We start from the raw sequence: 7,218 nt of genomic DNA on the forward strand, positions 1-7,218 counted from the left end.
AAACATTTAATTGTGCATAACGATAAATTTGTCACTCTTCATCTTTCGACCGTTGACAGAAAGTTGAAAAAAGTAGGTTCCTTCCATCCAAGTAGAAGTGCTTACTTTGATTTTATTTTCATTACTTTCTAAACCGTAAGAGGCAATAACCGTACCAGATACATTGAAAAACACCAGTTTTGCTGATGGTAAACTCTCTGGCAAATTATAATCAAGCGTCAGATGGTCGTCGGCTGGATTAGGGTATAATGCCGTAATTGTAACCTTACTGAAATCATCATCTGGCAAGATAGTGGCACTTTCGCACTTACAAACTTTATCTTTAAATACACCTTCTTTAACTGGTGCAATTTCAGTCAAGGTTAGTTCACGCTTCATACTAAGAGTTTTGGTCTTACGGTCACGAGCAGCTACAAAATACGTTCCTGCTTGTGATGGTGTGAAAACCGTTCCTGTAGCAATCGGCTTGGTAGCATTTTCGTCGTCAAACCACAATACATCTGTTCCTTTAGCAGTGCTAACTACACTGAATGTCGGAATTTCATTACCTGTGGCAAATGTCTCTATCTGATTCAATACCAGCGGAGCTTGTACTCCTTGAATATTACAGTTAGGAGCATTTACGATTTTACTGCTACTACATTTACCCGAAATATCGGTTGCAACCAACGCAACGTTAGGCATGAATGCTGGAATGTTTTCGATGGTATAGAACCCATCGCCATTGGCTACTACATAACCCGCACTCGATTGCAAAGGCAGACGGTTCAGACGCTTTAGGTAATCAACAGCAGTTGGCATACCGATATTTGCAGTAGCTAAATATGCTTGCTGAACGATACTCCAATCGTCATCGAGTAATTTAACTCTTATGCTATAACTATCAATTTTCTTATTACAATATATTGAATCTACTACGATTTTTGGTCCCGAACAGCCTTCAATGATGATGGGACAACAACTACCAACGTTACAAGTACCGACGAGTTTAGAGAAAGTATATTCTCCGCCCTTCAGAACACTTAACGAACTATCTTTATTGATAACGGCTATATCCGATGGAGTACTTTTTGTAATTTCTTCATAAACTCCCGAAGACACATTTTTGTAGTACCATTTCACACCGCTATATTTCTGAAGAGTAACTTTGTAGTTTTCGCCTTTTTTCAATGAAATAGGTACACTTACACAACTTACGCCATAATCATCGCCGCCATCAGCTCCGTTACGAGCTTTTATATCTCGTTCTTTACCATTCTGACGCCAGATATAAGATGTCAAATATGACAAGCCTTGTTGCAAAACTTTTGCTTTTACTACGAGCTTGATGGTTTCGCCACCGTTAACATTGCCTACGCCCCACAAACCACTGGTTGACTCGAAAGTACCTTTATCAGCATAGAAATAAACTACCTTCAAACTGCTACTTATCAAGGTTTGAATCTCAACTCCTGTTGCAGTTTTATTTCCTTTATTAGATATGATGGTTGTAAAAGTAACCGTTTCGTCAACTTGAGGATTATGATTATCTACGGCTTGAATCAATTCTAATCGACTTTCATCGACTAAATCTGCAAAGTTTACGTGTTCTAAAGTGATTATTTGGTCAGCAAAACAAGTCTCTGAATTATAAACCCTTACGGTGTAAGAAGTAAAATCAGTAGGATTTGGTAAACCTTTGATAACCACTTCTTTTTTAGTTGGGTCGAAAACCGTTGCCTTAGCATAGGTCATATCGGCCGTTCCTTTTTCAGAAATAGAATAACGTCGAGCATTCTGGATATTCGATAAAATAAGCTGAGCATCATTGGTATTTGCCTGCGTAACATCTACACTTCGGAGTGTAAATACAGGCGGAAAACAATCGGCTTTCGCTGATTTTCCTTTTGGTTTATTCAATCGTGCATTTGTACCATAACTACTCGAACCCAACAAGACCAAACCCGAGCATAGCAGTACAGTTACGAAGATATTACCAAAGGTTTGCTTTAGTAAACCTTTAATTTTTTTCATAGAGTAATCAACTCAATAGCATTTATAGAAACTCAATAGCTAAATTTTCTTGGTAGAAAACTGACACTTTCAAAGAATGCTTTTGGCATTATTGAAAATTAAAAATGGGGGACATCAGGAATGGTCGTAAATGATACCGCAAGATAAGAGTTTTTTCTGAAAAAATTATTAAACGAGTACATTTTTTTACGAGGTACACGAATTTAGAGTAAAAAAACTCGAACTTTTGGGCCAAACAATGATGAATCCTATGCAATAAATACGATATGTATTAAACTTTAGATTTCATTGTTGTTTGTATATTATTATGACTGCATTTCTGATAAAAGGTAACAAAAAGAAGAACTTTTTTTATTGTTAACCCCAATGGTGTAGTTTTCTAAAAAAAATTATTTCACTTAGCAATTTAATGTATGCAAAACTGACATTTTTAAACTAATAAAATTATCAATTCTACTATTTAACCTAAGCCCAGCCCACTATTTTGTAGTGAGCTGGGACAGGCTATTTTGGTATTTTAGACTTAGGTAATTATCCTAAGTGATTGTCTAAAGTCTTACTTACTTCGTTTTGGTAATTGTTGCAGGTTCGCAATATCCACCAGGACATGCACAATCTGTTTTTGTCAATGTTGCTACACGGTCAATTGTACAACCATACGAGTTTTTGATTCGTACTGCATAATCTTGAGATGCAGTAGTTGGGTTAGCCAAGTTACTTGCAAATACCCCACCAGAGTATGGTTTAGTCAAGATTGGTAATGTTGTACCAGTAATTGTACTACCAGTGTTGTATTGAATTACCTCGTCAGAGTTGCGGTATCTTGTCAAAATCAACTTAGCATTGTTTTGAGATACAGTTCCGATACAAAGTGAGTTAACTGCAATAACGGTTGCTACTGGTTTAGGGTCGATAGTTACAGGAATACCCGACATACCCGACTCACAACCTGTTCCTGGAATTGATTGAGAAACATAGAAGTATGTCAAACCAGCTGTTGCTGTATTAGGCGTTGGAGCAGTTGTTGAAGTTGCACCGCCGTTATACCAGATGATTGTGTTACCATTTTCTCCCGTTGCAGTAAGAGCTGTTGCTGTTGCATCTTGACAGTATTTAACACTCGCTACTACTGGAGCAGCTGGTGTACGATTTACAATTACGATTGCATCATCGCGATTAGACTCACAACCAGTTCCGTTGTCTTTTTGACTAACATAATAAGTCGTTGTTCCTACCGAATTTGTTGAAGGGACTGGAGCTGATGTTGAACTTGTACCACCAGTTGACGAAGTGCCATACCATAAGAATGTGTGTTGTGCTGCACCTGTTACTGTAAGAGCCGTTGCTGCTACACCTTGGCAGTATGTTTTATCACCAGCAACTGGAGGTAGAGGTTTAGCATTAATCGTTACAAGGAGTTCACTACGATAAGATTGACAACCAGTTACGTCATCAACTTGAGTTACAAAATATTTCGTTGAACCTGCGGTAAGTGGGTTATAAACCGGCGTTGTAGTAGATGAAATACCACCTGTCGAAGCATTACCGTACCATAATAAATGATTTCCGTTAAGAGCCGTAGCTACAAGAGATGCTTGTGGGTCTTCGGCACAGAATACTTTATTAACAACTACTGGTGCAACAGGAAGAGAATTAACAACTACCACTACTGATGTACTTGCCGAACATCCTACACCATTTGTAACAGTTACGTTATATGTACCTGCGTTAACCAACGCTGCACTTGCGATAGTTGGTGTTGCAGTATTGCTTCCTGTGAAACCAGATGGCCCACTCCATATATATGTTGTTGCACCAGCAGGTGTGGCAGTGAAATTGATTGCACTTTCTGCACAAACTGGGCTGTTAGATGCCAATGTTGGTACTGGAGTCGCACGAATCTCAACTGGAATTGTTGCACGATTCGATTCACAACCTGTGTCATCAGTCTTTCTACTCACATAATAAGTCGTAGTTCCTACTGAGCCAGTTGGGGCAATATCTGCTGTTGTTGAACCTGTTCCACCAGTTGAATTCACACCGTACCATAATACTGCAAATCCTGTATTACTACCCGATACTGTTAAAGTAATAGGGTTTGAGTTTTGACAAGCAGAAACTGGGGCAGTGGTTGGTGGTAGTGGTTTTGCATTTACTGTTACGAGCAATTCAGCAAGGTTAGACTCACAACCTGTTAAATCAACTTTCTGAGTTACGTAATAAGTAGTATTTCCTGCCGTAGTTGGATTATAAGATGGTGCAGTTGTTGAAGATATACCACCTGTTGAGTAGGTACCATACCATAACAATGTATTTCCATTAAGAGCAGTAGCCGAAAGTGTTGCTTGTGGGTCTTCAGCACAGAACGTTTTATTAGCAACTACTGGTTTAATTGGTTTAGGATTAACTATTACTGCTGTTGTAGCTGTTGCAGAACAACCTACACCATTTGTAACTGTAACTACGTAAGTACCTGCACTCGCAAGAGCTGCACTTGCAATCGTTGGATTGGCAATACTTGAGCCTGTGAATCCATTAGGTCCTGTCCAAGCATAGTTTGTAGCACCCGCTGGTGTTGCTGTAAAGTTAATAGGACTTTCTGCACAAACTGGGCTGTTAGATGCAAGCACTGGTGTTGGCAATGCTTTAATTTCAAGCGTTACAGTTACAGAGTCAGCACAATTAGGGTGACCTTGTTCGTATGCTTTCAATTTATAAACATAAGTACCTACTGCAGTTGGAAGGGCAGTTAAAGCAAGGCCTGTTTCGCCAGAAATTGCAGTTGTAGTTGGGTTAGAAGCACCATTAGCATTGTACCATTGGTAAATGTATGTACCATTTGGTGTTGTTTGCGTGTTGGTTGCAGCTACTGCATTGAAAGGTTTACTGAAACAAACTGCCTGTGCAGTTGGAGCTACCAATACTGGTGGCTTACCAGCTTCGACTCTAATAGGGCAACATCCACCACTTGGACAAGCATTTGGGCCAACTGTCATGCTATATGAATAATCGCCAGTGGCAAATACTGTTAAAGAACCATCAGTATTCAATCTAACACCATTCGTAGCTGCATTTGCAGCTGTCAATTCAGTAGTTCCTTTAAACCACTTAATGCTTGTATAACTTGGCAATGTGATAGTATATTCGTCATTCGTACAATAGTCAAATGGAGTAGAGATACAAACCGAACCAAAATCGTCTTCACCTGGTGTATTACTCGGATTTGTTGCAGTTGTAGGTCTTGAGTCAGTATCGTTTTCAACCTCACCTGTAAGGTCTGCCGTTAAATATTTAACCCCTCTTGTTGCAACCGTACCCGTTAAAGTCAATTTAATATTTGTTTGCCCCACGGCTACATTCCCGAGTGTCCACTTTTTGGTGACATTATCATAAGTTCCGTAAGATGCAACTCCTGTTACACCAGTAAGTCCTGCTGGAATTCCAACGGTATATTCTACACCCGTTGCTGGTCCTGTTCCTGTATTTTGTACAACTACATCAATTGTTACAGTTGAGCCTAAAGCATAAAAACCCAAGTCTGGTGTTTTCACAACTGACACTTGGATATCGGGATAAACTGGAGCTGTATTAAAGTTTACATATTCTAAAGTAAATACTTGGTCATAATAACATGTGGTATCTGCTTTGTACACCCTGATTGTGTATTGCGTACCAGCAGTATTGGTTGGAGTTGGTAACGTTTGCGACAAATACCCTCCTGTTAATGTAGATAACTTAGGTGTACCTGCGAAATTAGTTCCTGTGTAAGTTGCTCCAATCGAATAACCAACACGGTCATCTCCTGCTAAAGCACCTGAGATACGCATTTTTGCATCATTAGCAGTCGGCGAAGAAGCATCTTCTCCAATGATTGTAAAAGGACCTGAACCTGTACAAGGTACTGGCACCCTTTGTCCGTAAGTTGATTGGCTCACAAACAATAATAGCATACAAACCGTCAAAAAACTTGACCAAATTTTGGTAAGCTTGAGGTTTATAGGCATAATGGTTAGTAAATTGTTTTCCATTTGACAAATTGAGTAATGTAAGTATATTTAATTGAGTTTGAGTGCTTTATATTAAGTAACTAAGTGGTACGGTTACCTACTAATTTATTAATTAGCAAAAACTATACCACTTAATAATTTTTTATTTAGTTTTTACAACCGTTGCAGGCTCACAATATCCTGCTGGACAAGGACATACAGTTACAGTCATAGTAGCAGTAAGGTCATTAGTACAGTTTGTAATTGTATTCTTCAATCTGATTGTGTAAGTAGCTGCTGTATTTGCCAATCCTGTGGCAAAAATTCCACCTGCTGGAACATTTGCAAATGTTGGAGTTGCAGAAATTGGCGAACCATAAGCTACTTGGTCTGAATCTTTGTATTTATTTAGCATTAACTGACCATTGCTTTGTGAAACGCTACCAATACACGAAGATGGTATTACAGTGACTTCGGCTGTTGGAAGAGGCTTCACATCTAACCAAACTGTGCGTGTAATCGAACAAGCTGGGCTTGACGCTGATGTTATTGTCAATGTATAACCAGTCGGTACTGTTGGACTTACAGAAATGCTTGATGTAGTTGCACCTGTACTCCATAAGAACGTAGCTGCGTTAGATAAACCTGTTGGAGCAAGAACTGTGGTTGCTCCCGCACAAGTTGCTGGTGCAGTTAGCGTTGCTGTTGGTAAAGGATTAACAGTTACCAAAACACTCGCTGTGGTCGTACATCCGCCTGTCCCTGCTGTGGCCGTGATGATATATTGTACACTTCCGGCAGTAGCACTTGGATTGGTTAAGACCTGTGAGATTATTGACCCTGTGCCTGAACTCGCTCCAGTAATACCGCCTGTGATAGTGCCTACTGTCCAACTATACGTACTTGCTACACTTGAACTAATCGCTACCGATGGGGCTGTGCCACTACATATAGCTGCATTGGCTGCTGTGATTGTTGGCAATGGATTCACCGTCACTAAGACACTCGCTGTGGTCGTACAACCGCCTGTACCTGCCGTAGCCGTAATGATATATTGTACACTTCCGGCAACTGTACTACTTGGATTCGTCAAGACCTGTGAAATCGTTGAACCTGTGCCTGAACTCGCTCCAGTAATACCGCCTGTAATCGTACCAACTGTCCAACTATACGTACTTGCTACACTTGAACTAATCGCTACCGATGGTGCGGTACCACT

3 protein-coding genes are annotated in these 7,218 nt (G+C 39.9%); all 3 read right to left on the reverse strand.

Annotated features, from left to right (window positions below):
- Positions 1 to 6: 6 nt before the first annotated feature.
- Positions 7 to 2,013, reverse strand: a complete 2,007-nt coding sequence (locus IEX65_RS27085; protein ID WP_188771390.1) for a T9SS type A sorting domain-containing protein — start codon at positions 2,011 to 2,013, stop codon at positions 7 to 9.
- Positions 2,014 to 2,573: 560 nt separating this feature from the next.
- The gene (locus IEX65_RS27090; protein ID WP_188771392.1) at positions 2,574 to 6,041 is read right to left on the reverse strand and encodes a DUF11 domain-containing protein; all 3,468 of its coding nucleotides are present in this window, start codon (positions 6,039 to 6,041) and stop codon (positions 2,574 to 2,576) included.
- 121 nt (positions 6,042 to 6,162) lie between these two features.
- On the reverse strand, positions 6,163 to 7,218 hold a 1,056-nt coding region (locus tag IEX65_RS27095; RefSeq protein WP_188771393.1), incomplete at its 5' end, for a PKD-like domain-containing protein.

The sequence above is a fragment of the Emticicia aquatilis genome (assembly GCF_014644295.1).
Lineage (GTDB): Bacteria > Bacteroidota > Bacteroidia > Cytophagales > Spirosomataceae > Emticicia > Emticicia aquatilis.